Here is a 23,688-nt window from a genome sequence, read left to right on the forward strand (position 1 = left end):
TTTCGGCAACTCACACGGCCCTATTAAAGTGAAATAAATTGTTATATTTAGTTAGTCTCACCGGCCGGCTTGGTTCCCAGCGTGATCTGGACGGTACGCTCTGTATACTGTCCATTCTCCAGAGACTGTACGGTTAAGTTCACGGTGTCACCGCCCTTATAGTAGGTCAGCATATCCTTCAGGTCTGCCATGGTGCGGACGGTCTGGCCATCGAACTTGGTAATGATATCCTTCTCGTGTAAGTCAGACTTCGATGCTGCGCTGTCTTCTACGATCTTGTATACATAAATACCTCTCGGCATTCCGTACATGCTTGCTGCAGTCTCATCGATATTCTGTCCCTGAATACCCAGGAAGCCCTGCTGAGCCTCATCAACTGCTACACGGGTCTTCTTGTTCATCAGCTCGTTAATGATGTCCTGTGCCTGGGAGATCGGGATTGCATAGCCCATGCCCTCTACCTCAGTAGAAGAATATTTGGCTGCATTGATGCCAATGACCTCACCTCTCATATTCAGCAGTGCGCCGCCACTGTTACCAGGGTTGATGGCCGCATCGGTCTGAAGCAGGGTACGGGTTGTCTGGTCCTCAGCCTTTACCTCACGGTTTAAAGCACTGACATAGCCAACAGTTACAGACTGGCCATAGCCAAGTGCATTACCGATCGCAATAACACCCTGGCCAACCTTTAATGCATCGGAATCACCGAGTGTTGCAACCTTGATCTGGTTCATGGTATCGGACGGGATGTCCTTTAACGGAATGGCAATGACTGCCAGGTCTGTCTCGGAATCTGTTCCCTTGATTGCTGCAGAAACCTGCTGGTTATCGATAAAGGTAACCGTCAGCTCCTTGGAATCCTCAACAACATGGTTGTTGGTAACGATCAGAAGCTCTTCATCGTTCTGGCCTACAATGATACCGGAGCCGCTGCTCGGAACCTCAACGGTCTGGCTCGGTCCAAACCAGGTCTGCTGCTGCATGACCATTGTATTGTTGATCGCAACAACCGACGGCATTGCTTTCTCTACGATGGAAGAAACATCCGTCTGGATTGCTGAGGTGACCGGTGCCCCGGCAGTGGTGCTGCCATCGCCGGAATCCGATTCTGCCACCTTGACCTGAGCCTGTGTTTCTGTCTGGCCGATCGTGGTATACTGCCCCTTCAGGTATTCTCCCATGGTATCAACTGCAAACATCGTACCGCCTGCGACCGTACCAAACAAAACTGCTGCTGCCGTAACGGCTGCAACCTTTTTGGCCATGCCGTGACCGCTGCGTTTTGCATGCTCTGGTTTCTGGTGTGCATTATGATGGAACTCTGGTCTGCGCGGTGCCCAGCCGCCTGTTGTGTGGTGAGCCTGCTCATGCTGGGCCGCCTGCTGGTTTCCGTTCTGGGATACAGACTGCCATGCGCTGCCCTGGCCCTGCTCCTGTGAACCCGGCTGCCATGTGCTGCTGTTCTGGGTACCTGCCTGCGATGCAGACTGCCATGCACTGCTGCCACTCTCCTGGCTGCCTGTCTGGGCTGCGGACTGCCATGCACTGCTGCCACTCTCCTGACCGTTTGCCTGGGTTGCAGACTGCCATGCGCCGCTGCCACTCTCCTGACCGTTTGCCTGGGCTGCGGACTGCCATGCGCCGCTGCCACTCTGGCTGGTGCTCTGCGGTGCGGACTGCCAGCTGCTGTCTCTCTGGCTGCACTCCTGGGCTGCGCCCTTCCAGGCTTCACTTCTGCCCTGTTCCTGTGCCGGACCCTGCTGGGATCTTACCTCCTGGCTATCTGTGTTCTGGGCTGCGTTTCTGCGGTATTCCATATGTTCGTCGTTGCGGTCGTTGTAACCAGCTTCCGAATTATTTTCTCTGTTATTTCTATCTTCTTCGTACATACTTATGATCTCCTTTCTGTACTTCTTTCTTAACTCTGTAAAGAACTATAACAGAGAAATGTGATGCAATTGTGTTCCCTTTTCAACTTAATTGTGAATTCTAACAATATCACACAGTAACGAACGAGGGCCGAAAGGTTTCGTCCCCGCCATTCGGCGGGAACGGAACCTTCCGGCCCATTTGTGTTTACTGTGAGATATTGTTATATTTACTGCCCCGGTCCTGCCACCGTCCCGGACACTGCGGAGAAAGAACTGTTTCCGCTTCCGGACGGGCCCGCAGAGGACGGGTTTCCGGAATTTGCGCTGGTCGGTGTTGTGGATGTACTGCCCGGATGACTGGCTGCGCTTGTCGGGGTGGTGCTGCCACCCGGATGGGACGCTGCCGTCGGGACCGTGCTTCCAGAACCTGATGTTGTGCCCTCAGCCGTACTTCCCGGATGTGTTGCAGAGCTGGTCGGCGTGCTACTATTGCTTCCCGGATGGGATGCTGCCGTGGTCGGCGTCGTGCTGCTTCCCGGGTGGCTGGCAGAGCTGCTCTCCGTATTGCTGCCCGGATGTGCTGCAGATGATGACTCCGAAGATGTTCCCGGACGGTCTGTTACTTTGGTATCTGCAATTCCAGACTCGCTGTCAGAGGTTTCATTATTTTTATGGTTTCCCTTGCTGTCCGTCTCTTTTGTCTCGCCGTTCGCATCTGTCTCAGCTGCTGATGCAGCGCTGTGGCTGCTGGAGATGGTCTCGTCCTTCACAAGGAATCCGTCGGCATCGGTCTCGTACTTTACATATTTGCCGTCAGCGTCGGTCTCCATTTTGAGCTTCTTGCTGACCTTCTTGCCGTTCTTATCGTACTCGTATACGGTCTGGTATCCTTCCTCGTCCTTGGACTTATCGGAAGATTTAGTCGCTGCTGCCTTGGTCTTCTGCGGCTGTACCACACCGCCACCGGTTCCTACATTTCCGACAAACTGGCCTTCTTTATAGATGCCAGTATCGGAAGAGATTTTTGCACTGATCTTCTTAACAGTCTCAGATGGGGTATAAGCCTCATCACCAAAAAGGAACTTGTGCAGCTCAATGACATTGCTTTCCAGAGTTGCAGGAACAACTACAGCTCCCTTCTTGCCCATGTTTGCGTCACCGCGGGCCTGCGGGAATCCGGTTGTCTCTCCCAGATGGAACTTCGTGATATTTCTGGCGTTGCTTACCAGGTCATCGACTCCGATACTGGTAGATATCTGCGGGAACACAGTTCCGATCAGGGTATACAGTGTCTGGAAATCTGCCTTCTTGGATTTTTCAAAGGCCTGCGCAATGATCTTACGCTGGCGCTCAGTACGTGCATAGTCTGTATCCATCAGACGCAGGCGGCCATAAGCTACGGCCTGGACACCGTCTAAATGGTTCATGCCTGCATGGGTTAACTGGTGGGAACCGATTCCGGTTGCCTTTACAGTCTCAGTAATAAAGGAGTTGATATAGAAAAACTCTGCCTTGCTCAGCTCGATATCGACACCGCCGAGAACATCGATTGCATTGGCTACGGCCTTCCAGTTGAAGGTCATATAATCCTGGATCTGAAGGTCAAGGTTACGGTTTAATGCCTCTACTGCCTGCTTTGGTCCGCCTACAAAGTAAGCCTGGTTGATCTTAGTATAAGAGCCCTTATCGTTGATATTTAAATAAGAGTCACGGTATACCGATACCAGCTTGATCTCACCTGTATCACGGTTGACATTACAGAGGATGATAACATCGGAGTTTGTGGATTTCTCGATGGCATTGTCACGTGCATCGACACCAAAGATGGCGATGGTCCAGTAGCCCTTCATATTTTCTTCTGCGTCCATCGCAATATCATTCGTCTTGATCTCGCTGATCTGGAAATCCTCCGAGCGCTGGATCTGGGACATCATGCGTGCCATAAAGGCATAGCTGAAGATAGCCACCAGGGCAATGCACTCTGCCACGATCATGGCAATGATGCGGCGTCTGCGTTTTTTCTTCGCCTCACTGCGGCCAAACTCGGAACGTCCGCCCCGCCGTCCGCCTCCGGAAGGCTCTGCTGTTCTTGTATCCCGGCGGCTTTCTCCGGCTTCAGCAGCTCTCATGCTGCGCTGGCTTCTTCCCTGCTCAGTTTCCTGAGCATTCTGCCAGTTTTCTGAAGTCCCGGCATTTCTGCGCCGGCTTCTTCCAGTTCCGGTACTTCTGGAATTTTCCCAGTTTTCTTCCGCTCCAGTGTTTCTTCCCCACTGGCCTTCTCCAGCATCAGCTGTCCCTCCGCTTCTCCGGTCTTCTCCGGCTGCTCCTGCGCGGCGGCTGTTTCCGGCTCCTGCCTTCGCAGCGGCTGTTTCCCGTACTGCACGGCTTCCGGCTGTCTCACGCACGGCACTGCTGCGCGGGCTTTCATCGGACATATCAGCTTCATAATCTGCATTGGTCCTGCGGCGGGATGAAACGCGCACCCGGCCCATCTCGAATTCATCGAGCATATCCGGCTCCTTCGCTCTTCTGGAGTCTTCCTGCTCATATTCCCGTCTCGGCTGTTTGGGAAGCGCATAGATCCGGGAATCTCCCATTACATCCAGCTCCCGCTCTGCTGCCTCCTGACGTTTTCTCTGACGGCTCTCCCAGCGTTCCCGCTCATTTACGTAACCGTCTTCGCGTTCAGAAGCTGCATACGCTCCGGATCTGTCCCTCATGTGGGGATTTCGTCTGCTTCGTCTTTCTGTACTGCGCTCTAACTCATCGTCATAATCGTGACTCATGTTTGTACCTCATCTTAATTCCTGCCTGCTCCGCAACCGGGTCAATAGGCGTTCTTATTAATAAAGCCTTTGAAAAATGTCAGAAACAATATCTTAAAGTCAAATCCCAAAGTCCAGTTTTCAATGTAATAAAGATCGTGCTCGATCCGTTTGGTGATAGAAGTGTCACCACGGTAACCATTCACCTGCGCCCAGCCTGTCATACCCGGCCGTACCTGGTGCTTGATCATATACCTTGGGATTTCTTCCTTAAACCGCTCTACAAAATACGGGCGCTCCGGCCGGGGCCCTACCAGGCTCATGCTGCCGAACAAAACGTTGAAGAGCTGCGGCATCTCATCGATGCTGGTTTTGCGGATGATCCTTCCGATCGGCGTTACCCTCGGATCGCGTTTGGTCGTCCACTCACTCTTTTCTTTTTCCGGCGCCTGCACTTCCATGGAACGGAACTTGTACATTTTAAATGGGCGGTTATGAAGCCCCACCCGTTCCTGACAATAAATCAGCGGTCCCGGTGAAGTCAGCTTGATCAACACGGCTGTCACCAGCATAATGGGGGAAAACAGGATCAGCGCAACAACCGCGCCGAAAATATCAACCACACGCTTCATCGCCGCATTCAGCGGATCGTTTAACGGAACATGGCGGATATTGATGACCGGCAGTCCCTGCAGATCTTCCGTATATGGCCTGGTCGGGATCACATTGTTATAGTCCGGAATGAACTTCGTGTGGACTCCGGATTTCTCACAGACTGCCACGATCTGCTCCAGACCGGCATACTCTTTCAGGCTTAAGGTAATCGCGATCTCATCCAGACGGTTCATATCCAGGATCGGTTTTAACTCTTTCAGGGTTCCAATGACCTTGATGCCGCGGTAATCATATCCCCACTGCTTATGGTCATCGAGAATGCCGCGCACGCGGTATCCCCACTCCGGGTTTGCCAGCACACGGTCAATATAACCCTCGGCTGCACGGCTGTAACCCACCAGAATGATATGCTTCTGATTGTAGCCCTTTGCACGCATGGAGCGCAGCACGGTACGGATCAGGTTCCGTTCCAGCGTTTCTGCGGTAATGTTGGTCAGGAAAAAGCCAGCGACAAGCCTTGCAGAAAACTCCCGCAGATAAGGGTTCTTTCTTCCTACATACAAAATAGTTCCGAAAAGAAACAGTCCGATGATATTCGCCTTGCAGACGTTGGCAAACTCCTGGCGTCTGCCCTGCACCCGCTTTGGCGTGAACAGATGAAAGATTGTATACAAAAGCAGATAGACTGGTATGATCACCACCAGGACCCGCATATAAAACCAGGTCGGCAGGATACCAGCCTCTAAATCTGCCCCGAACAATCCGCTTTTTAATGTAATAAACCAGCTGAACACATAGGCAGCTGCGATCACCAGTGCATCCAGAAGCACATGCAGCCGGTTCAGTCTGGACTGATTATCTTTTATCATATAGTCCACCTTGATTTTCAGATTGCCGCCCGTATATAGCACAAACAGCAACGGATTTTGCCAGGATCCGCGCAAAATGGCGGTCTTATGGCATCATAATGGAATCGTAACGATTATACACGAATTTTCTGGATTGAGATATTAAATTTCTCTTAACTTTTCCCTGCTTTTCTCACCTGACGTCTGGAAAACTCGTAAATATACAGTGCCGCTCCGTAGATCAGCTCCCACTCAATGGCGAGATAATTGCCAAAATTCTCCCGGCGGTAAGGAACCTTGCGGGTCTTTTTTACCGTCTTGATTCCCTCTAAGATCCCGGCTACATAGTCTTTCTCAAAGCCGAGCTTTTTAAAGAACAGATACTTTCCGGCGATGCCCATAGCGATCGGAATGCTGTTAAACAGAAGCTGTGGTGCCGGCATATTTTTATAGTTCAGATACACGTTATTGCGGGCCGCAAGCTTGACCTTAAAGGAATTGTACTTGGAGCCGCTGGTGCCGCTTCCCACATGAAACACCTTCGCAGACGGGCAGTAACGGTTATAGTATCCCGCAATTTTTGCCCGGTATCCCACATCGATGTCTTCCAGATAAGCAAAATGCATCTCATCGAAATATCCGATCTCTTCAAACACCTCCCGGCGGTAGATCGCCGCACCGGCGCAGGCAGAGAAGATATGGCAAGGGCGGTCATAACGTTCTATTTCCTGTCCCACGCCACGCTGGTATGCCCAGCCCATAATGCTGTACATATCGCCGCCGTCATCCATCAGATCTTTATGGTAAAGCTGGATCATCTTCGGACTCACGGAGAAAATCCTCGGAGAACTTTCTATGGCTTTTAAGAGTTCTCCGACATACTCCGGCTCTGCTTCGGTGTCATTATTCAAAAGGATCACATACGGCGTTTTTGCTGCCCGGATCCCCACATTGACCGCTCCGGAAAAGCCGGTATTCGTCTCAAGGAAAATCGATGGAAGCCCATACTCCTTCAGCCACTCCACGCTGCCGTCGGTGGAGCCGTTGTCCACCACCAGCAGTTCAAAGTCCCGGCAGATTTGCCGATCCAGCGCCGCCATACAGGGTTCCATGAATTTCAGGCCATTATAATTTGGAATGATGATCGTTACTTTCTTCATACGCACGCCTCCACCTACTGTTCCTTCAGATCCGGAAGCTTATAAGGCTCGCCGATCTTCTCTTTTAAGAGATCCCGCAGGGAAAAGTCTGATTTTCGCAGGGTCAGGTTCGGGTTGTAGTAAGGATCCCCGTTCTTTAAGATATCCGGCCAGCGGCTTGCCACCAGTGCCCACTCCCGGTTGAAGCGTGCTACTTTCTCCGGTGTATCCTCCAGACCTCGGGACTTGGACTCATAATGATGCATCACTGCATACGGTGCGTAAACGACCAGATATCCGGCTGCCCGCACCTTCAGGCAGAAGTCCACGTCGTTAAATGCCACAGCCAGCTCCTCAGTCAGGCCGCCAACTTCATGGAAAACCGACTTTTTCACCATCAGGCAGGCTGCCGTTACAGCACTGTAATCCTGTGCACACATTGCACGGTGGAAATAACTGTTTTCCGCTTCATGCAGGCCAATAAAGGTATGACCTGCCACGCCGCCAAAACCGATCACGACTCCGGCATGCTGGATCGTGTCATCCTCATAGAGCAGTCTGGCACCGACAATGCCGACCTCTTTCCGCTGGCAGAAGCCAAGCATCTCCTCAAACAGGCGCGGGGCAATGATCTCGGTATCGTTGTTTAACAGCATCAGGTACTCGCCCTTTGCAAAGGAAGCGCCGAAATTGTTGATCGCAGAATAGTTGAACTCCCGCTCCCAGCGGACGACCTTCACCTGTGGGAATTCCTTCTGGATCTTCTCATAATATGCGAAGGTCTCCGGCTCGGTGCTGTTGTTCTCCACCACAATAAACTCCAGGTTTTTGTAGGTGGCACGCTCGATGATGGATCGGATGCAGAGGTCTAAGTCCACACTGTGATCCTTGTTCGGAATGATAACCGACACCAGCGGGTCGCCCTGGATCTTAAAGGTCGTGTGGTAGATTCCGTAATCCACGCCCTTTTCCACTTTCTCAGCCGGGATGCCCATGCGCTCATAGTGTGCCATGATCGCACGTGCACCTGCCTCAAACGCGTACAGCTTACTCTCCGGGTTGCTGGCCGTAGACTCCTGGTGACAGCGCCAGTGGTACAGCACCTTTGGAATATGGCAGATTTCTTTCGCATTCTCCGTACAGCGGAAAATAAAATCGTAATCCTGGGCGCCGTCAAACTCGTGGCGGAAGCCGCCTACTTTGTTCAGCAGTTCCTGTTTCACTACAAACAGATGGCAGATATAATTGACGCTGGTTAAAAGGTCCGGGTTGAAATCCGGTTTGAAATGCGGGTCGAACAGCGCGCCGCCGTCCATATCCAGCTTATCTTCATCGGAATAGATGACATCGCAGTCCGGGTGCTCGTTGATGATCTTTGCCACCTCATACAGGGCATGCTCTGGAATGGTATCGTCGTGGTCGGCCAGAATGATAAAGTCACCACTTGCCATCTCCAGGGCCGCATTGGTGTTGCCGGAAATACCCAGGTTCTCCCCAAGCTCCGACACGTGGAAGCGGCTGTCTTTCTTTGTATATTCCGCCATCACGCGGCTGACAATAGCTCCCTCGCCCTTCGGGCTTCCGTTTGCTACGCAGACCTCCCATTTTTTGTAGGTCTGGGCCAGAATGGAATCCAGCATCTCCCGCAGGTATTTCTCCGGAGTCTTGTACGCCGGAATGACAATGGATAACAGCGGCTCCTTCGCAAACTTTGTCTCGCGCTGGGCATCCAGTTCTTCTTCCTTCGGGCGGGTCAGCTCATACCACTCGCCATAGTCATAATCGTTGTCCAGGCCCTGCAGCTTGTGGCGGGACTTCAAAAGCAACGCCTTTAAGCCATGCTTTTTTCCAAACTCCAGTGCCACATGCACGGTTTCCATGTTCATAAGATCCTTGATCTTTTCCATGCGCTTGTGTGCCACACTGGCACGCTTCGCGATCAATTCCTCATTATACTTCACACGGGCAGTCTTTCCATCACAGCGGATCACCAGCCAGTAGTCCGCCCCACGCTCATACGGGAACTGGATGTCAAAGCCATAATCCCGGTCATAGACCTGTTTATAGTAAATCTGGCTCACGTCATCCCTGCGGGTTGCCACATATTTGACCGGAAGCGGCTTTTTCTCCTGGTCCAGAACCTCAAACTCTGCCTTGGACTCCGGTGTCTTTCCGATGACCCAGCCATTTAACTGAATCGAATTTTCCCGGATCCTCACTACGTCAATCTTGTATTTCATATAAACTATTTCTCCTCAAAATTCAGTCGTTCTTCCTCTACGACCAGCGGGCGGTGCATCACACGCTGGTTAATGGAGAGCACATACTCTCCCACCATACCGATAAAGAAGATCTGCACCGAACCCAAAAACAGCATGCCAATCAGCATCGGTGCCATGCCTGCCGGGAAACGGTCCCACCAGACCAGCTTCATGACCAGGTAAACGATTGCAACCACCATGCTTAAAAATGCGCTGATGGCACCCACAAACGTAGCCAGACGTAAGCCTGCTTTCGTGTAAGAGGTCACGCTGAGCATGGCTGCATCGTACAGGCGGTAAAAGTTATTGTGCGTTTTTCCGGCGCGGCGTTTCGGCTGTTCGTACGGAATCTCCTTCCGCTTATAGCCAAGCTCCGCCACAATTCCGCGCAGGAACGGCGTCGGGTCATCCAGCTTTCTTAACACCTCGATAAAATCCCGGTCGTACAGTCCGGAACCGGTGAAGTGCTCGATCTGCTCCACGTCAGACAGCTTCTTGATTGTCTTATAATAGAAACTTCTGAGCGCATACATGATCTTGTTTTCTTTGCTGCTGGTCTTGATGCCGATGACGATCTTGTAGCCTTCTTCCCAGGCCTTCACGTATTTCGGGATCATGTCCACCGGGTCCTGGAAATCTGCCACCATCTCAATGACACAGTCGCCGGTCACCTGCAGCATGCCGTAATACGGAGAGTTGAACTGTCCGAAATTGCGGGCATTAAAGATGGCCTTAATCTTCGGGTTTTCTGCACAGAGCCTGCGCAGGATCGGGCGGGTTTCATCGGTTGAGTCGTTGTCGATGAACACCAGCTCATAGTCGTACTGCGGCAGATCCCGCGTCAGGGTTTCCAGTACCGCTTTGCTGATTGCCTCAACATTTTCCTGCTCGTTGTAGCAGGGGATCAGCACACTGATCTTTTTCATAATCGTTTCCTTCCATATCGTTTCTTGTAACTTATTTGCCATCACTGTCATTGTCCAGATCCAGAATGACAATTTTCCACAGAAGCTGATGCTTCTGTTTGTTTTTTCCACATTTTTATGCCAGTATCTGTGGAAGCATCCTCCGGATTCCCTCCGCAAAAGAAACCTCTTCCTTCCAGGTTCCGTCCGTCAGCTTCTTTATATTTTCATTGACCGGACAGATGGAAAGGGCACCTTCCTTTGCCTGGACGAAGCTTCCGTATTCCAGGTTTCCGCGTCCACCGCACAGCGTGTGGATCTCCTCAACAAAATCCCGCAGTACCCGGGTATCTTCCGAAGCCACATTCACAGCGTGGCATTCATCCGGATGGCTGTCGCTGTAGCGATACAATTCTACGACTGCCCGGGATGCATCTGCGATATCCATAAAATTCCAGCGGTGCCTGCAGGCGCTTAACGATACGGTTTTTCCCTCCGGCAGCTCCCGCGTCAGCGTGGAAATGATGGACCACGGGTGATCGCCTTTTCCGTAAACACTGAAGAAACGCAGGTGGTAATAGGTCATCTGCATTTCCCGGCAAAGCTTTGCTGCCTGCTCAAAAAAAGCAAGCTTTGCTTTCCCGTATTCATTGACCGGGTGGCACTCCATGGACTCTTCCATGGTGCCGTCTGAAGTAATACCGTATTCTACCCGGGAACCGGCGTCCATAAACACCTGGCAGCCCAGAAGCTTTGCCGCTTCCAGACAGCGAAGCGAGCCGTCAATATTGGTTTTCTGCACTTCGGGTGAGTCGATTTCCTGGCGGTTTACGCCGCGCCATGCAAAATGTAAAAATGCATCTGCGTGGCCAATCTGCGGAACACACGCTACCGCCTCATCCATCTGCGCCGCGATCCGGTGCAAGTGCTCATGCACCGGAAGACAGTCTGTTTTTTGCGACTGCGGGCGCACCAGGCAGTAAACCTCTGCACCCTCTTCCAAAAACCGCTCTCCCACATGGCTTCCAATAAAACCAGTGGCTCCGGTCATCACAATCCGTTTTCCGGAAAGATTCTGTATCATGTTTCCATACTCCTGTTGTTTTCTGCCGTTCCTGCGCTTTCACTCCATGCCAGATTCTGTGCAGGCACTGCATGAATCAGTAACGTTTCTTCTTCCTTGCGGCATCAGAGCTGCTCAATCCGGTTTGTGCGCAGAGTCATGACCTCCACACCCGCACCGAACTTTGTTCTTATGATACCCGCGATCTCATCGGTATAACCCGGTGCCACGATCAGCACTGCATCCACCGGCTCTTCAAAATAATGGTCCGGTGCCACGATCGGCACATGGGAGGCCGGTGCAAAACGCCCCTGTTTAAACGGAGCAGAATCGATGATGTAAGCCAGAGACTCCCCAAGAGCAGAGGTCGATGCCAGGGTAAAGCCCTGATGGCTTGCTCCCCACATGGCAAGGCGTCTGCCTTCCCGGTTCAGACGTTCTGTCAGTGCGCGGATTTCTCCGGTTACCACCGCATAGCCGTCGGTCAGAGGGGCGATGATGCCTGCATCTGCAGCGTCTTCACGCTGTGCCTTCGCTGTTTTTTCTGCATGTTCTTTCTGTGCACCAGTTTCTGCTTCCATACATTTCGAAGTTGTCTGTACACCTGATGCTGCGCGTTCCAGACCCGCAAGATCATCCTGCTCCATTTTCCCGTCTTCCGGCATAGCAGTCTTTCTCACCACCATGGAAAGCGTATCGCGGTTGATCATTTCCTCCTCGAGCACCTCAAAGCCGCAGTGGTTTAATAATGCACGAAGTGTATCAAACGTGTAATAAGCAATATGGTCGCGGATCAGCTCATAGTAGCTTTCCTTCTCCAGAATGTATTCCAGGCTCGGCACGGTGACCAGGCCCATGCCGTCCTCAGCCAGATTGTTCCAGATGGCTTTCAGCATAACATCCGGTCTTGGCTGGTGCTCTAAAAAGTTAAAGGATAAGAACACATCAAACGGCTTTTCCGGCACGCTCCAGCCACGCTCCGGCAGCATGGAGGCTTCCCCGGAATGGCCAAACTTCTGGTCTTCCCGCTCCGGGAACTCTCTCCAGACACGAAGGCCATCAGCCTGCGCTGCCGCAACCAGATCTGCCTTGTGCTCCATTCCGTAGATCTCAACCGGAAACTCCTGTAAGAATTTCAAAAATTCGCCCCGGCCACAGCCTGCCTCCAGAAAGGTTTTTCCCTCCAGATGGTAGGTTTCGATCAGGTGGCGGTACTGGCTCGTCCGCAGCTCCCGCATGGTGGAAGAACCACCACCGGCACGGATCACATCGCGGTAGTAAGCCACCGGCTCATAATCAAACTGGACCAGTCCGCAGCCACTGCACTGGTGTAACTGAAGGGTAATGCCCTGATCGTCCTTCACTTCATCCACATCCGGAATATCCTGGGCCGATGCCGGTGCATTTTTTAAATTAAAGAGACTCTTTTCCGGCAGGATCTTCCCGCAGGCTATGCAATGTTTCATAAATTCCCTCCGCAAATGTCCTGACAGGCCGCCAGCTGGTTTCCCGCAAAAGCTTGCTGATATCCGGCATAAGGTCTGCCGGACCCTCCGCATTCTGCGGCCGCTCCCCATAGGTAAAGCTTCCCCGGTGTCCGCAAAGCGCATGCATCTCTTCAATGTAACGCCTAAGCGGTCTGGTATCGGTACTGCCAATATTATAGATGCCAGCCTTTCCTCCGGTTAACAGTGCAACAAGCGCTGCGGCTGCATCATCGATATAAAGAAAATTCCAGTTCTGTGTACACTCACCCAACTTCATGCTGCCGCCCTCCAAAAAGGTGCGAAGGCAAGACTGCACCAGTGACCACGGATGGTCCCCAGGGCCGTACACGCTGTATATCCTCGTATGAATATACTCCATATTCTTACGTTTGCAAAGTATTTTCGCTTTTTCGCAAAAATCAACCTTTGCCTTGCCATATTCAGACACCGGGTGACAGGGAGTGTCCTCTGCCACCGTCTGGTGCCAGACTCCGTACTCTGCCTGAGATCCGGTAAATAAAAAACGGCGGCAGCCAAGCGCTGCTGCTGTCTCTATTGCATCCAGGGCATACGTGACATTTTTCTGCTGCACGTCACGTTTGGTCCGGTTCTCACTTCCTGCGCCATCCCAGCCGATATGGATCCAGGCATCTGCAAAAAAGCCGGCCAGCTCTCTGATATTTGCCAGATCAAGCGGACGGATGGCAAGTGTTCCGCAATCTATGCCCTCTGCCATCTCCTGCAAATGCTTCATATTAGAAGAAGCGGGGCGGACCACCGCAAAAACCTGGTGCCCCGCCTCTAAAAGTTGTCTTACTGTTGCCGCGCCGATAAAGCTGGTCGCGCCTGTTACTACAATTCGCATTATTTTATCCTCGGAATGATCATCAGTTTGTCCATCTCCTCATCCGGAAGGAATGGGGAAAGATCCTCAAGCGGCGGAGATACCAAGGTACCGTCCGGCAGACGCTTTGCGGAGGACTTCGGCTCAAAGTTCTGGTCGGTCGTCACAAACAGCTCGCAGATGACCGGTCCTTCCATGGCCAGAGTCTTTTCTACTGCATCAGCCAGCTCCTCATTGTGATATGCTGCCACATACGGATAACCGTAAGCCGGGGCAAGCTTTGCCATATCCGGGAAGCTTAAGTCGTGGCTGTCTACGCCGATTCCGACCAACGGCTCCCCGAAGAAATTCCGCTGGGTCTGGCGGATGGAATGATAGCCGCCATTGTTGATCAGGAAAATCTTGACCGGCATCTTGTGGTGGATGATGGTCTGCAGCTCCTGAAGATTCATCTGGATGCTGCCCTCACCGGTCAGCAGGATGATGTCGTGCTGGCTGTATCCGTCCCCCTCAAATTCCGGATCATGGGCTGCCATGCAGGCACCGATCGCTGCAGGCAGATCGTAACCCATGGAAGCGATCGCGGAGTTGGATAAGAACCGCTGTCCTTTCTTCATGATGTACGCATGTCCTCCGACCACGCAGGCAGAACCATTTCCGACTACCGTGATCTGATCCTCGCTCAAACGGCTGCTGAGTGCTTCTACCACCGCGTAAACATTCGCCTCGCGGGTCGGATCCGCTTTTAACTGTTCTTTGCGGATCGTCGGGTATTTCTCCCGGTACATCCGGCAGGTCTCGCTCCAGGTCATGCCCGGAAGACCCTCGCCGCCGTCAAATACCGGCTTTTTGTCATATTCTTCCCGAAGAACGGCTGCCATCGTCTCCATGAGATCCTTTGCGTCTGCATGAACCGGCATATCGACATGGACGCTCGGCTTTTTCAATTCCTCCGGATCTACATCGTTCATGATCACATACGCCTCGCGGGCCCAGGTCTTATAATTGTAGCCGACCTGACGGATGCTCAAGCGGCTTCCCACGGAAAATACCAGATCACTGTTCTGTACAGCCAGATTGCCCGGACGGTCGCCCATGTTGCCCGGTCTGCCCACGTACCACGGACAGTCATCGTACATGCAGTCGTTCGCATTCCAGCCAACAACTGCCGGAATTCCCAGTCCGTCTGCCACTTCCATAAAAGCATCGAACGCGCCGGCAATGCGGATTCCGTTTCCTGCATACAGAACCGGACGTTTCGCATTGCGGATTTTCTCGATGATCTCTCTTGCAAGCTCCTTGGAAACCGGTTTCGGAAGTACCTGGCGGTGCTCCCCTTTTCCAGCGTAATCCTCCGGGATCGCATGAGCTGGTGAAGGCTCTGCCCAGCCAGTGCCGCCAGCCTCGTAATCTGCCGCGTCAAATCCGACTAAGTCGTCCGTATCCACATACGCACCCTGTACATCTAACGGAATGTCCAGCCAGGTCGGGCCAGGACGTCCGGAATAAGACAGATAGATTGCTTTCTCCAGGCAGTAGCGGATGCGCAGCGGGTCGATCACCATTTCGCTGTACTTGGTCATGCAGTCGATGGATTTTACAATATCAAACTCCTGGTCACCCATGGCACGGATGCCAACGCCGGACCAGCGTGCAGTCGTGTCGTAGCGCACCTGACCGGATAAGACCAGCATCGGAATAGAATCCAGCCAGCCGCCAACCACGCCGGTGATGGCATTGGTGCCGCCAGGGCCTGTTGTCACACACAGTGCACCAATCTTGTTGTGGATTCTCGCATAAGCCTCTGCCGCGATCGCACATGCCTGCTCATGGTGCTGGTACAGGCAGTGCAGCCCTTCCTGATGGCCCAGTGCATCGTTCAAATGCATGGCACCTCCCCCTGTAACCGTAAAGACCTGGTTGATGCCTGCCTCAACCAGCTTTCCGGCAATGTAATTCGATACCTTGATCTTCATTGGGAATCTCCTCCTGTTTTCGTCAATAGCATAAGTATAGCATATTATCCCGCATCCTGCACCCAGAAATCTCGACTGGCAGCGCATGCCTTTCTTTCCAGTAACCTTCACTTTTCAAGCTGTATGAAATCCGCTATAATCGGCACCGTAATGCAACTGCGGATTTTCGGCCAACCTGCAAACTGGCTTCGTCCGTCTGTAGCTCCTGCTGCTTTTGCAGACCGCACTACAGACACCAGACGGCTCCGGTTTCCACAAGAAAAAAGGAGAGTAACAAAGTTATGAACAAACATTGCAAATTACTGGCTGTATTATCCACCGCGGCAGCAATGTCAGCGGCAACCCCTGCACTTGCGCTTTCCATTCCGGGCAGCGTTTCCACCGTCCTGGCTGCAACAGCCGGATGGCTCACAGAAGATGGTGAGCTCCGCTACAAAGACAGCGAAGGCTACTACCTGACTGATTCCTGGAAAAAGAAAGACGGCGAGTGGTATTACTTAAACGAAGACGGCTACCTTTCCCGTTCCTGCAGAATTGATGAATATTATGTAAACGAGGAAGGCCGCCGTGTCATGAACCAGTGGATCAGTGAAGCAAACGAGGATGAGTGGGACTCTGAGGCCCCGGATACTTACTGGTACTACTATGGAAAAGACGGAAGAAGCGTCATCTCCAAATGGCAGGAGATCGGCGGAAAGAATTACTATTTTAACGAAGAAGGCCACATGCAGACTGGCATGCTAGAGTTAGACGGCGCAACCTACTATCTCGGCGAAGAAGGCGACGGAGCCATGAAGACCGGCTGGATTGAGCTGGAAAATGAGGACGAAGAACTGGATCAGGATACTGTATGGCATTTCTTTGACAACAATGGCCGCATGGTCATGAACCAGATCGACCGCAAGATCGGTGGTTCCTACTACACCTTCCAGAACGGGATCCTGCAGACCGGATGGTTCCGCCTGCCGGAAAGCGCTGACAGCGCAGCAAATGCTGATCCGGCTGCTGGCAACGCAAACGCTGAGATCAGCGCTGACGCTGAAACTGCAGGCGTCTCCAACGCTGAAGCAGGCGAAAGCAGCACAGACGCAGGCGATAGTTCCAACACAGTAGCAAGTGACAGCAACACGGACCGCACACAAACCACTGCACCTCGCATCGCATCCTACCAGTTCTATGAGAACGACGGAAAACGAGGAAACGGCTGGTACCAGATGGAAGGCGCACCGGAGATCAGCGAGGAAGGCGAGACCTTTATCTTCTATATTAAGAATGGCCGTCCTTACTACGCAGCCCAGGGTGTACAGGTCTTCACAGTCGATGGCAAGCGCTTCGGCTTTAACGAACGAGGCGAGCTGCAGACCGGACTTCAGAGTGTGATCACCGAAGACGGACAGACCTGTAATTACTACTTTGGCACCGATGGCATTATGAAGACCGGCAAGCAGACCATCTACGATGAAGATCTCGGCGAAAACCAGACCTGGTTCTTCTACACCGACGGTGGCAACAAGGGCCGCGGCTTCCACGGAGTCCGCGACAACAATGTTTACGTGCAGGGACTGCGCCAGGATGCAGACCGCGACCTGCGTTTCGCCCCGGTACAGTTAGATGGCGTATCCTATCTGGCAGGTACCAATGGTGTCATTCAGAAAGCATCCTCCTCTTCCAAATCTGCGGCAAAGCCGGAGCTTGGAAATGGCTATAAAGATGTGAAAGATTCCAACGATAAGATCTGGACCGTTGATGTAAACGGAATCATCCAGGAGTAGAACAATAAACCGCAACCTGAAACCATACAAACGATTTATCTGTACAAATGAAAAATAAGAAGATTTCATCCGTTCACACAGAGAGGGCATGTCGCTGGCATGTCCTTCTATCTTTGTTCGCATCACTGTTCTTGTCTCTGCCCTCTCCTCTGCCCTCGCCTCATTTTTTTCTCTGCTCTTGTTTCTGTGCTTCCCGCTCTGTTCATAACATTTTTCTTACAATTCCACCGATTTCCTTACAATACCCCCGCGCCCCTTGCCAGTGCAAAGCAGGGCTGTTATAATGAGTTTGCAGAGAGAAAGGATGATCACTATGAAGAAAAAAGCAGGACTCACCCTCATCTTAACCATCCTGTGTTTTCTGATGAGCGCATTCCCTGCCATGGCAGGTGAGTGGCACAAAACCGCAGAGGATCAATATCAATATATCAAGGATGACGGAACCAAAGCCACCGGCCTCCTGGAACTAAAGGACGGTACCTATTACCTCGACGATAAGGGCAACCGGAAAACCTCCTACTGGCTTCGCTACAAGGGCGACTGGTATTTCTTCGGGGAAGACGGGCAAATGGTTACTGACTCCTGGGTCGACAACTACCATGTCGGTTCCGACGGACAGATGGATAAGATGCGTTAAGTGAAAACAATGAAATGAAAAACAGAGCAGCAGAAATTCCAAAGTGGGAAATCTGTTGCTCTGTTTTTTTGCATTGAATACCAGACATGTTTCTGGTGCCTCCGCTGCTTTTTCTGGTTACTGGATATCAAACGTCATATAGGTATCTTCCGGGATCTCGGTCTCGTACATTGGCTCGCCCTTAGACTCATAAGCGCTCTTCTCATAAATCTTTAAGCTGATCTTGCGGTCCTGGAAAAATCCACCGAAGGTATCCTCTCCGGATTCGCCATAGTTGTAATCCTGAACGGCTGCCTCATCATTGATTCCCTTGATTACGGCATCTGCATACTCTGCTGCATCTGCACCACTGGTGCCATCCTTCACAACGATCGTCAGGTCAACCACAGCCTTGTCCTCATCGATGGTAAAATCGATGGAATCGGCCATCGGATAATCGTCCTCGTCCAGATAGATTTCATTTACTTCCTCGTGGAACTGGTCCATATCCAGCTCGATGTTGTTGTAGATGTTGAAATCCGGTGTCTCAGCCTCGCTCGCATCCGGCTGTACAATGTTGCTCTTCGTGCATCCGCATAAAAGAAGCATGCAGCCTGCAGCTACAAGCAATGCTTTTTTACCCATTTTCATCATGATCTTCATTCCTCCTGTATTCTGTTTTCCGGCTGGCATTGTGCAGAAATCCATAACCTGCACTGCCTTCCATAACGGTTCTTTTCTGATTTTCACTCCGGCATTTTCGCCGAAAACAGATAACATTATATACGAAAGACTTCCGTTTGAACAGTCATTTTCGAAAAATGTAAAGATTTTTCACAGAATACTCACGGATTCAGATTCCACTCACACCGCCCTGCCTATCCCAGCACGATGAGCCGCGCCACTGCCAGCGGGTCATCTTCCGGAAATGACTGGACACAGACCATGATATCGCGCACCTGCTGCACATCCATGCCAAGCATCGATGCGATGGCACCGGCCGGATGTCCGGATCCGGAAAGTTCCATGACCTGCTTTACGCGTCCTGCCATCTCCTCTAGCTGCCCGGCAACTCCATTTGCACCGCCCAGACCAGACTGGTTCTCCGGTGCTTCTTCTGTCTCCAGAAAATCTTCCAGACGAAGCTCCTTCTTTCCGGTTTCTTCCTTATAGTATTCTTCAGACAGTTCCCAGTCCTCCTGCTGTCCCATTGTATTTTTCTCCTGCATGTTTTTCCTGCTTATCCTTCTACTTTCTTTCTATTTTTCTTTCTACATTTCTTTCGATTTATCCTTCCATCTGCCGTCCTAAAAAACCGGCCGCCGTGGATACCAGCTTTAATTCTGGCTCACCCAGCTTTTCCCGCGGGTCCCGGCTTAAAAGTGCCACCGCCCCGATGGGATCGCCCTCGCAGATGATCGGTACGATCACCTCAGCGGTCACACCATCGATCTCCTCTCCCGCAACCGGAATAAAATTCTTGCTTTCCCGTTCCGCTATAATGATTTCCCGTTCATGGATCATCTGCTCCAGCTGCTTACTGATCATCTTCTGCAGCACATTCTTTTTGGGACCGCCGGAAAACGCGATCACCTGGTCCCGGTCCGTAATGCAGACCAGCATACCGGTAGTCTGCGCCATGGCGTCTGCGTACTGTGTGGCAAACGCCGCCAGCTCGACCATGGGCGAGTATTTTTTCAGAATGATCTCGCCCTCACGGTCCGTAAAGATTTCAAGCGGAGTCCCCTCCCTCAGTCTGAGTGTCCTTCGTATCTCCTTCGGAATCACGACGCGTCCAAGATCATCGATCCTTCTCACAATTCCTGTAGCTTTCATAATGCTCCTCCTGCATACCGCTTATTCCGTCAAGCACCGGTTCATACCGTTTCTTAACATCCTTTCCATATCGTGTGTCTTATGGACAGTATGTGGAAACATCTGAAATTTATACATAAATTTATGCTCAAAAGCTGTATCAGCCCATCAATATCCGGTACCGATGATCTGCTCCAGCATATTTAAGCCCATGGCTTCCTCATTCCCCTCAAGCGGGTAGATCCGGTTTACAATGCCGTCCTTTGCAAGCTCATGCGCCTCGATCACATGGTTTTCATCCTGCACCAGAAATTTTCGCACGCCACCCCCGGATTCCTTTTGTGTCTCCTGTTTCATTGATTTTCTTTCATCTCACTTGTTTTTTCCACTCTGTTTTCTACTTTTCACTGCCTGTCCCGCCATCCGGCTGCACCTTGCTGCCCGGCTGCGCTTTGCTGTCCGCCTGCACCTCGCTGCCTGGCTGCGCTTTGCTGTCCGCCTGCACCTTGCTGTCTGGCTGCTCCTTGCTGCCTGGCTGCGCTGTGCTGTCCGCCTGCGCTGTGCTGTCCGCCTGCATCTTCTTCCCGCGGTAAGCCGCAATGACCTCCTTCATCTGCCGGCTCTCCAGCGGCTTCGCCAGATGCTCATTCATTCCCGCCTCGAACGCACGCTTGCGGTCCTCCGCGAAGGCATTGGCTGTCATGGCAATGATCGGAATTGTTTTCGCATCTTCCCGGTCAAGCGCACGGATCGCCCGGGTTGCCTCAAATCCATCCATGGCCGGCATCATCACATCCATAAGGATCACATCGAACGTTCCCGGTGCAGAAGCCTGAAAACATTCCAGGGCTTCTTTTCCGTTCATGGCACGGCTTAGTACTGCCCCGGCACTCTCTAAGACAAACTGGGCAATCTCCATGTTCAGTTCATTGTCTTCCGCGATCAGAATATGCATTCCGCGGATCGATGCGTTCTTTTCCTCCTGTGCCACATGTTCCTGCGCAGCAGCATTCTGGTCAATCTTAAAGGGCACTGTGAGATAAAACGTACTGCCCACGCCCGGTTCGCTCTCAAAGGTAATGGTACCACCCATTTTTTCTATCAGGTTTTTTACAATGGCAAGGCCAAGGCCGGTGCCGCCATAGGAAGTCCGCGCCGTATTGGATTCCTGCACAAACGGGTCAAACACGTGCTTTTGGAACTCCGGCTTCATGCCGATACCAGTGTCCTGGCAGATAAATTCGATCTCTGCAATATCCTCCCGGCTGCTGGTCTCCCGGCACTCCACAAAGATTTTTCCTTTATCCTTATTATATTTCACGGCATTGCTCATGATATTCATATAAAGCCGCTTCAGATGAAGGGGACTGCCAAGCAGATGCCAGTGGCGGACCTCATAATCCCTGACAACGATCTCAATTCCGCGCTCCCTGGCCTGCTTGGATACGATCTCTACCATGCCGTCCAAAAGCTCTTTCAGCTCAAATGGCCGCTCCTCCAGGGTTACTTCCCCGGATTCCAGCTTTCCCATATCCAGTACATCGTTGATCAGTTCCAGTAAAAAGCCCGATGCCTCCCGGATTTTATTCCGGCACTCCGTCTGCTTTTTCAGGTCATCCTGATAATAATCCGCCATCTCCAGCATACCGCGGATTCCGTTAATCGGAGTCCGGATATCATGGCTCATGCGCTGTAAAAATTCCGTTTTCGCATGATTTGCCCGCTGTGCCTCCCTGGCTTTTTCCTCCAGATTTCTCCGGTATTCCCAGTCACGGCGACTCTGCTCCTGCTGGTACTCCTTTGCCGCTTTCTGACGCAGCACCAGTGCCACCAGAAGCACCAACGTATACAAAATCAGAACAGAAAATACGTTGGATTTCAAATTTGTAAAAATAGAAGCTTCATTAAAATACACATAAATATAGTAATTCCGCCCAACAGCCCGGCCGCCATAGTAGCCGGCAGAATCCGCATGAATATGGATCAGCTCACCAGCCCGCTCATCCTGACCGCGCAGCTGCGCAAGGACCGGCTGGTCTTCCACCTGCATCCCAACCAGGGTTTCTTTATTCGATGCAATGATCCGGTTTCCATCGGTAATGGCTATGGTACTGCCTGCATAGGCACTGTAACCGGAAAGCACACTCTGGATCGACAGCTTATAATTCCGGCTGTACTGAAGCGGCGTGTGATAATAACACACAACCACACCCGGCACATTTCTGCGCGCAGTTGCTGCCAGATCCGTCAGGGAACCATCGGAAATATCCAACCGGGTCGTATAATATTTCAGTGGATAACGGGCAGCATTCAGAAGCGCCTCTTTTTTCAAATGCTCTTCCAGTTCGTCCCAGCCTTCATCATTCTGGCGATATTCACAGGTAATGTTTCCTTCTGGGTCCAGAAGAACAATTCCAGTCAGACGAAGATCTTCCGTACAAGCCTTCAGCACTTCCTCGTTCACATGGTCTCCCGCCAGTTCCAGGTCCCTTCGCACCTGGCGCACCCGCTCTACCATACGGTCCAGGCTCTTGGTCGTACTGTCTGCGTTGAATTTATCGCAGATGATATACTGACCGCCAACATAATTGATGGTATCCTGCATAACCCAGGCTGTACGTCTTAAATCCGCACGGTATGAGACAAAACCAACGCCGCAAAGAATCATAACACCAAGCAGCATCATAACACGGAAAAATCGTTTATCCTGAAAAAACAGCTTATTAATCTTCACTTTGCCCTACCTCCAGATATTTTTCCGCATCTGGCAGATAGTGCCCTATGATCTGTGCGGATGTCCCATCACGCCGCATCTGCTCCAACGTTTCTGACAGCTGCCCGGCAAGCTGCCGGTCATCGTCCCGGTCGAATGCCACTCCGATTCCGGTCGTCAGGATTTCCTCGTCCAGAATGCGGAAATCTGCCCCGTAGTCCTTCATGTACTGGGCGATGGCAGTCTCATGGGCCGCGATGGCATCTACATAGCCTTTTCCTAATGCCGTGTAGATCAGCTCCCGGTCCTCAAAGCTGTATACACCTCCCAGCTCCGGAACTTTGCCCTCATGCTTTAAGAAAATATCCTCCGGCTTTGTGGTCGACTGGACTGCGATCATCTTTCCCTTCAGGTCATCCAGATGGTAGATCTCGCTGCGCCGGTCCACAGCCACAACCTGGCGGCTTACCATATACGGTCCGGCCCAGAGATAACGGTCCTCCCGCCCATTCATCGAAAAACAGCCCCAGACACAATCCACGGCTTTTTCCTTCAAAAGACGGTCTTTTTCCTCCCAGTCTATGCCGACAAACACAGCCTGGTAGCCCATCCGCCCAAACGCCTCCCGCGCCAGTTCCACATCGATTCCGGTTGGGGAACCATTTTCATCCATATAATTATAGGGCGGGTATACATCACTTCCTACGATGATTTCCGGACGATGATCCACCTGTCTGGTCCCAATCGTCGAAGAAGTACAGCCACAGACCAGACACGCTCCCAGCCATGTCAACGCCAGAATCCTGAATATTTTTTTCATATCACCAGTTCCTTTTTTTCTGATATTTCTGAACTGCCACACATTTTATAGAAATATCAGGGATTTTCATTCCTTACTTCCTATCATTATAAAAAAAATCGATGCGTTTTGTCCATTGCGTTTCCCGGTAACGTCGTTCATTTTCTGACAAAAGCATGCACGGAAATGACAAATATTT

18 protein-coding genes are annotated in these 23,688 nt (G+C 51.8%); 2 read left to right on the plus strand and 16 right to left on the minus strand.

Going from position 1 to position 23,688, the window contains the following annotated elements:
* Nucleotides 1-47: 47 nt before the first annotated feature.
* The 10 genes from DW922_RS01445 to DW922_RS01490 all read right to left on the minus strand — a co-directional run bounded on the left by DW922_RS01445 (nucleotide 48) and on the right by DW922_RS01490 (nucleotide 15,774).
* The gene (locus DW922_RS01445; RefSeq protein WP_243031972.1) at nucleotides 48-1,889 is read right to left on the minus strand and encodes a trypsin-like peptidase domain-containing protein; all 1,842 of its coding nucleotides are present in this window, start codon (nucleotides 1,887-1,889) and stop codon (nucleotides 48-50) included.
* A 209-nt stretch (nucleotides 1,890-2,098) separates the two neighbouring features.
* A complete protein-coding gene (locus tag DW922_RS01450; protein ID WP_243031973.1) occupies nucleotides 2,099-4,657 on the minus strand; it encodes an LCP family protein in 2,559 nt (852 codons plus the stop codon).
* Nucleotides 4,658-4,698: 41 nt separating this feature from the next.
* Nucleotides 4,699-6,120, minus strand: coding sequence for an undecaprenyl-phosphate glucose phosphotransferase (locus DW922_RS01455; protein ID WP_118725721.1), 1,422 nt, complete (start codon nucleotides 6,118-6,120; stop codon nucleotides 4,699-4,701).
* 152 nt (nucleotides 6,121-6,272) lie between these two features.
* A complete protein-coding gene (locus DW922_RS01460; protein WP_118719415.1) occupies nucleotides 6,273-7,259 on the minus strand; it encodes a glycosyltransferase family 2 protein in 987 nt (328 codons plus the stop codon).
* 14 nt (nucleotides 7,260-7,273) lie between these two features.
* On the minus strand, nucleotides 7,274-9,478 hold the full coding sequence (locus DW922_RS01465) for a glycosyltransferase family 2 protein (protein WP_118719417.1): 2,205 nt from the start codon (nucleotides 9,476-9,478) through the stop codon (nucleotides 7,274-7,276).
* Between the two features lie 5 nt (nucleotides 9,479-9,483).
* Nucleotides 9,484-10,425, minus strand: a complete 942-nt coding sequence (locus tag DW922_RS01470; RefSeq protein WP_118719577.1) for a glycosyltransferase family 2 protein — start codon at nucleotides 10,423-10,425, stop codon at nucleotides 9,484-9,486.
* A gap of 115 nt (nucleotides 10,426-10,540) precedes the next feature.
* Nucleotides 10,541-11,488 (minus strand): NAD(P)-dependent oxidoreductase, encoded by a 948-nt coding sequence (locus DW922_RS01475; RefSeq protein WP_118725590.1) that lies wholly within the window; start codon nucleotides 11,486-11,488, stop codon nucleotides 10,541-10,543.
* Nucleotides 11,489-11,592: 104 nt separating this feature from the next.
* Nucleotides 11,593-12,933 carry a class I SAM-dependent methyltransferase gene (locus DW922_RS01480; protein WP_118719419.1) on the minus strand — a complete coding sequence of 447 codons (1,341 nt, stop codon included), beginning with the start codon at nucleotides 12,931-12,933 and terminating at the stop codon, nucleotides 11,593-11,595.
* On the minus strand, nucleotides 12,881-13,819 hold the full coding sequence (locus DW922_RS01485; RefSeq protein WP_118719421.1) for an NAD(P)-dependent oxidoreductase: 939 nt from the start codon (nucleotides 13,817-13,819) through the stop codon (nucleotides 12,881-12,883). The genes DW922_RS01480 and DW922_RS01485 overlap by 53 nt, the downstream gene beginning before the upstream one ends.
* Entirely contained in the window at nucleotides 13,819-15,774 is a 1,956-nt protein-coding gene (locus DW922_RS01490; RefSeq protein ID WP_118719423.1) for a thiamine pyrophosphate-binding protein, read from the minus strand. Before DW922_RS01490 ends, DW922_RS01485 begins: the two co-directional genes overlap by 1 nt.
* A 281-nt stretch (nucleotides 15,775-16,055) precedes the next feature.
* Between DW922_RS01490 and DW922_RS01495 the strand changes: the two genes are divergently transcribed.
* Together DW922_RS01495 and DW922_RS01500 are read left to right on the plus strand one after the other, a co-directional pair.
* Nucleotides 16,056-17,546 carry a cell wall-binding protein gene (locus tag DW922_RS01495; RefSeq protein ID WP_118719428.1) on the plus strand — a complete coding sequence of 497 codons (1,491 nt, stop codon included), beginning with the start codon at nucleotides 16,056-16,058 and terminating at the stop codon, nucleotides 17,544-17,546.
* Between the two features lie 313 nt (nucleotides 17,547-17,859).
* Complete coding sequence (locus DW922_RS01500; RefSeq protein ID WP_147353352.1) at nucleotides 17,860-18,183, plus strand: hypothetical protein; 324 nt, start codon at nucleotides 17,860-17,862, stop codon at nucleotides 18,181-18,183.
* A gap of 117 nt (nucleotides 18,184-18,300) precedes the next feature.
* Here DW922_RS01500 and DW922_RS01505 read toward each other — a convergent pair whose 3' ends face one another.
* The 6 genes from DW922_RS01505 to DW922_RS01530 form a co-directional block, all read right to left on the minus strand.
* Nucleotides 18,301-18,816: a hypothetical protein gene (locus DW922_RS01505; protein WP_147353353.1), complete on the minus strand. Its 516-nt coding sequence runs from the start codon at nucleotides 18,814-18,816 to the stop codon at nucleotides 18,301-18,303.
* Nucleotides 18,817-19,040: 224 nt separating this feature from the next.
* Nucleotides 19,041-19,391 (minus strand): hypothetical protein, encoded by a 351-nt coding sequence (locus DW922_RS01510; RefSeq protein ID WP_118719434.1) that lies wholly within the window; start codon nucleotides 19,389-19,391, stop codon nucleotides 19,041-19,043.
* A gap of 58 nt (nucleotides 19,392-19,449) precedes the next feature.
* Nucleotides 19,450-19,998: a stage V sporulation protein T gene (spoVT, locus tag DW922_RS01515; protein WP_118725591.1), complete on the minus strand. Its 549-nt coding sequence runs from the start codon at nucleotides 19,996-19,998 to the stop codon at nucleotides 19,450-19,452.
* Between the two features lie 147 nt (nucleotides 19,999-20,145).
* Nucleotides 20,146-20,334, minus strand: a complete 189-nt coding sequence (locus DW922_RS01520; RefSeq protein WP_118725592.1) for a hypothetical protein — start codon at nucleotides 20,332-20,334, stop codon at nucleotides 20,146-20,148.
* Between the two features lie 40 nt (nucleotides 20,335-20,374).
* Nucleotides 20,375-22,711: an ATP-binding protein gene (locus DW922_RS01525; RefSeq protein ID WP_118725593.1), complete on the minus strand. Its 2,337-nt coding sequence runs from the start codon at nucleotides 22,709-22,711 to the stop codon at nucleotides 20,375-20,377.
* Nucleotides 22,701-23,510: a transporter substrate-binding domain-containing protein gene (locus tag DW922_RS01530; RefSeq protein WP_118725722.1), complete on the minus strand. Its 810-nt coding sequence runs from the start codon at nucleotides 23,508-23,510 to the stop codon at nucleotides 22,701-22,703. The genes DW922_RS01525 and DW922_RS01530 overlap by 11 nt, the downstream gene beginning before the upstream one ends.
* Between the last annotated feature and the right edge of the window lie 178 nt (nucleotides 23,511-23,688).

The organism is Clostridium sp. AM42-4 (assembly GCF_003480105.1).
Taxonomy (GTDB): Bacteria; Bacillota; Clostridia; order Lachnospirales; family Lachnospiraceae; genus Brotaphodocola.

What these genes read in the sequence shown, in the direction of transcription:
- DW922_RS01445 (WP_243031972.1), bottom strand. Translation starts at nt 1,889, where the DNA reads ATGTACGAAGAAGATAGAAATAACAGAGAAAATAATTCGGAAGCTGGT.
- DW922_RS01450 (WP_243031973.1), bottom strand. Translation starts at nt 4,657, where the DNA reads ATGAGTCACGATTATGACGATGAGTTAGAGCGCAGTACAGAAAGACGA.
- DW922_RS01455 (WP_118725721.1), bottom strand. Translation starts at nt 6,120, where the DNA reads ATGATAAAAGATAATCAGTCCAGACTGAACCGGCTGCATGTGCTTCTG.
- DW922_RS01460 (WP_118719415.1), bottom strand. Translation starts at nt 7,259, where the DNA reads ATGAAGAAAGTAACGATCATCATTCCAAATTATAATGGCCTGAAATTC.
- DW922_RS01465 (WP_118719417.1), bottom strand. Translation starts at nt 9,478, where the DNA reads ATGAAATACAAGATTGACGTAGTGAGGATCCGGGAAAATTCGATTCAG.
- DW922_RS01470 (WP_118719577.1), bottom strand. Translation starts at nt 10,425, where the DNA reads ATGAAAAAGATCAGTGTGCTGATCCCCTGCTACAACGAGCAGGAAAAT.
- DW922_RS01475 (WP_118725590.1), bottom strand. Translation starts at nt 11,488, where the DNA reads ATGATACAGAATCTTTCCGGAAAACGGATTGTGATGACCGGAGCCACT.
- DW922_RS01480 (WP_118719419.1), bottom strand. Translation starts at nt 12,933, where the DNA reads ATGAAACATTGCATAGCCTGCGGGAAGATCCTGCCGGAAAAGAGTCTC.
- DW922_RS01485 (WP_118719421.1), bottom strand. Translation starts at nt 13,819, where the DNA reads ATGCGAATTGTAGTAACAGGCGCGACCAGCTTTATCGGCGCGGCAACA.
- DW922_RS01490 (WP_118719423.1), bottom strand. Translation starts at nt 15,774, where the DNA reads ATGAAGATCAAGGTATCGAATTACATTGCCGGAAAGCTGGTTGAGGCA.
- DW922_RS01495 (WP_118719428.1), top strand. Translation starts at nt 16,056, where the DNA reads ATGAACAAACATTGCAAATTACTGGCTGTATTATCCACCGCGGCAGCA.
- DW922_RS01500 (WP_147353352.1), top strand. Translation starts at nt 17,860, where the DNA reads ATGAAGAAAAAAGCAGGACTCACCCTCATCTTAACCATCCTGTGTTTT.
- DW922_RS01505 (WP_147353353.1), bottom strand. Translation starts at nt 18,816, where the DNA reads ATGATGAAAATGGGTAAAAAAGCATTGCTTGTAGCTGCAGGCTGCATG.
- DW922_RS01510 (WP_118719434.1), bottom strand. Translation starts at nt 19,391, where the DNA reads ATGCAGGAGAAAAATACAATGGGACAGCAGGAGGACTGGGAACTGTCT.
- spoVT (WP_118725591.1), bottom strand. Translation starts at nt 19,998, where the DNA reads ATGAAAGCTACAGGAATTGTGAGAAGGATCGATGATCTTGGACGCGTC.
- DW922_RS01520 (WP_118725592.1), bottom strand. Translation starts at nt 20,334, where the DNA reads ATGAAACAGGAGACACAAAAGGAATCCGGGGGTGGCGTGCGAAAATTT.
- DW922_RS01530 (WP_118725722.1), bottom strand. Translation starts at nt 23,510, where the DNA reads ATGAAAAAAATATTCAGGATTCTGGCGTTGACATGGCTGGGAGCGTGT.